Source organism: Mesorhizobium sp. M7A.F.Ca.US.006.04.2.1 (assembly GCF_004022915.1).
Lineage (GTDB): Bacteria > Pseudomonadota > Alphaproteobacteria > Rhizobiales > Rhizobiaceae > Mesorhizobium > Mesorhizobium ciceri.
In genome coordinates, this window is record NZ_RZQA01000808.1 from 1 (window position 1) to 2,968 (window position 2,968).

Annotated in this window: 3 protein-coding genes; 2 read left to right on the forward strand and 1 reads right to left on the reverse strand. The window is 59.5% G+C overall.

Features of this window, described 5'->3' with window-relative positions; translation table 11 throughout:
• Window positions 1-30 precede the first annotated feature (30 nt).
• Together EN925_RS30380 and EN925_RS30385 are read left to right on the forward strand one after the other, a co-directional pair.
• Window positions 31-123, forward strand: coding sequence for a hypothetical protein (locus tag EN925_RS30380; RefSeq protein ID WP_245487351.1), 93 nt, complete (start codon window positions 31-33; stop codon window positions 121-123).
• Window positions 124-618: 495 nt separating this feature from the next.
• A complete protein-coding gene (locus EN925_RS30385; RefSeq protein WP_024505614.1) occupies window positions 619-999 on the forward strand; it encodes a DUF982 domain-containing protein in 381 nt (126 codons plus the stop codon).
• A 1,120-nt stretch (window positions 1,000-2,119) separates the two neighbouring features.
• Here EN925_RS30385 and EN925_RS30390 read toward each other — a convergent pair.
• Window positions 2,120-2,557, reverse strand: coding sequence for a hypothetical protein (locus EN925_RS30390; RefSeq protein ID WP_245459520.1), 438 nt, complete (start codon window positions 2,555-2,557; stop codon window positions 2,120-2,122).
• Window positions 2,558-2,968: the final 411 nt, after the last annotated feature.

Genomic DNA, 2,968 nt, shown 5'->3' on the forward strand with positions numbered 1-2,968 from the left:
GTGCTTGGCTTTGCCGGCCTGGCGGCAGCAATGTGGTCGCACGCCATCGCTGGCGCTGTGGTTGCTGCCCTGGCAGCAGCCAGCCTTTGGCTCGCGAATGACCGACCGCTCTCTGCAGCCTGATCATAGCCGCTGGCGGGTCCGACTCTTCCGGGCCCGCTCTTTTTTTCGCGAGACGATGCCGGCGGCGATGAAGGCGTTGACGTGCCAGAATTGATGCGCTCCGGTTTGACGACCTATATCCCGCGCTGTGTGGAGTGGCCGCAATGGACATGAGTAAAGGAAAACACAACGCTGCTTTCGCTGCGCTGATGCTCTTCCAGTCTATCTACACTGCTACGCCGGTTAGAGGCCTTGCTACGCGACGGCAAGATCGCCGACGTGCAGGTTGGTGGGCCGAGGGCCTCGCGGACAGACGCGCTGGCAGCGGGATGAGGTGCCAATTGCCAAGAGGCTGCTGGGCTCGGCCGGCCAATTCTCTCTTGAACTGAAAAGAGCCATTTCCAATATCCTCTCTGTGCCGAAGGCGTCACGCAGACCGGCATGTTTTGCCGAGGAATCATCCTGCGTCACCCGAAGAGCCACAAGCGCCGCTTTAGGGCTTGAAGGGAGGTCACGATGGAGAGCGCTACGTTCAAACAGCCGATTTTCGTGCGAGATGACAGTTTCGTCCTCAAAAAGATCGGTTGCGTCATGGATGCCATAGAATTTCTGGAAGAATGGCCGGTCGAAAGGCGCGGCCTTCTCCACGGAGCGGCCTGTGATACATGCTACTCGGCGTATGATGGTCGCAAGTCGGTCGAGGCCGCGCACAAGGCGTTTGCGACCTGGGCACGCAGGGTGGGTGTGATCGAAGACGTTCCCTTGGCGCCGTCTTGGATGACAGGGCCGAAGATTGGCAGTGCACACGAACTAACCGTTAAAACTCTCTGCGGCGGCAATCACGCCGCCGCAGCAAACAATCTGCCACGCGCTCACGAGGAGGAGAGGCTCGGTTGACCAGATGACGGACGGGCTGCGCCGGCAACTCGCGCTATCGTATTCGGGGGCTGCGGACGATCGCCCTCCCGCTGCCAACCCCGATGAGCAAAGAGCCTTTCACATCTGCAAGCCGCAGCCGCCGATTGCAGCTCAAGCCGAATGCAGGCCTTCACTGCACCAAAAAAGTCCGCTACACATAAGGCATGGTGCATTCATGGCCTTGCGGACGGGCGAAGCCGTGAGGCGAGACTCGCCCACGCCTCGACCAGTCACGGCACAGCGGATTGAGCGAGTACTCGACCGCGTCGCCGAAATCATTGTGGCACGAGGTGACCATGGTGAGGCATGGCTCCCGTTATACGACCACTTGGAACGCGCCTTGCAGGACCACTGGGCGAAGGAAGAACGTCTTGCCGCAGTGCGTCAGCGGGTCATACGATCCCAGGATCGAGCGGCCACACGATCTTCATAGTTCCTGTTGCCACATCTTCATGTCGCCGTCCTCGCCATATTTCGGCCGGTAGATCGGGTAGCCCATCAACATGCGCCGAAGCTCCTCGCCGAGCCTACCGTTCTTCATGCGGTCTTCGAACGAGTGCGCGGTGAATAGACAGTGTGTATTGTTCTCGACGGCCGCCGACCGCGTCAACAGATGATGATTTGGCAGGCTCGCCTATCGTGCTCTCGGCTAGTCCGCAGGATCGTGCCGAGGAGCCCGGCGACCAATATCTCTGCGAGAGGCTGATAGACAAATCCAGAGACACGGCATGGGCGGTATCGGACACGCGCTGCTTGTGGATTTCGCCCAGCATCAACGATGCCTACAAGGCATCGTCAGCAGCCTCGCGAAAATCTCTGGCGTGCGGATTTTATACGGTCAGTGGTGTCGAGGGCGCGGCGCACGAACACGCAGCTCTCGTCTCTGACCCCTCTGAGCACACGGCGATAGTAATGGAAATGATCGCCCCTCCGTTGCAGGAAGCGGTCGGGAGATGCTCTCCGCGTCGTCTTCCCACGTCTGGGATGCACCATTTGGAAACAGCCGCAAGGCCGACTGCCTGAGCGTGCGGATCACGCGGCCGCAGCTCAGGGCGCAGCAGTCCGCGTTGCCCACCCCCCACTTAGCAGCCCTGTGCCTTCAGGGACCGGACCATCCGCACGACAACAGGTCATATGGTTTCTTTTCCGATTTCCTGTAATTAATTATGAAAAGCGCGGCGCGGTCGCCGCAGACCGTGATTGCGCGGACATAGCGGATCTCGCCATTCTTGACACCCGAGTAGCTTGCCCATCTGGATGTTATGCGCCGATAGGTCAGTCGCCAACCGGACTTTTTGTCCTCTATCATGCGGTGCTCGATCTCGGCGCGAAAACTGGCTTTGCCCAATTGTCCGCCCCAAACGACTAGGGACGCTTCTCTCGGCCCCAGAAAAGCCGCGCCTTGATCCGAGTGCTGGGTGAGGACGAAACCTGGAGGAATATCGAATGTAAAGCCAAGCTGCCGGACGCCAAAGGGCTGCCATGCTTCGGCCCGAAGCAATGTGGTGCAATAGAGACAGACTGTAAGGCCCAGCAAGAAGTGTCGCATCGCTCTGATTTAGCGTCGGCTAACATGGCGACCAGACCGACATGGGGTCCGCGACGTAAAATGTGCAGTTCAAAGCGGGCTTCCCTCCGCGTCAGTGGGATGATCACTGAGGTGGCGCCGGAACTTACCTGATCCTTGAGCCGGCGAACCGATGATGCTGGAGGGGCTTTGAGCCATAGATGGTTCTAACTATAGCCGAGCAAATGGCGAAGCCCAACTATCGGCAGCTAGACGGTCCATATCATGCAAGGGCCGCCGCGACCCAGGCGATCGCGGGAGAGCCGCGCCGCTATTTTCAGCCAAACTGTGTTCCATGGTCGAATTCTCCCCAGGTTGACTCGAGAGGACGGCGGGCGCAGACGTTCACGCGGACGGGCATCGACTGGTCATCGCCGACAC

What these genes read in the sequence shown, in the direction of transcription:
- EN925_RS30385 (WP_024505614.1), top strand. Translation starts at nt 619, where the DNA reads ATGGAGAGCGCTACGTTCAAACAGCCGATTTTCGTGCGAGATGACAGT.
- EN925_RS30380 (WP_245487351.1), top strand. Translation starts at nt 31, where the DNA reads ATGTGGTCGCACGCCATCGCTGGCGCTGTGGTTGCTGCCCTGGCAGCA.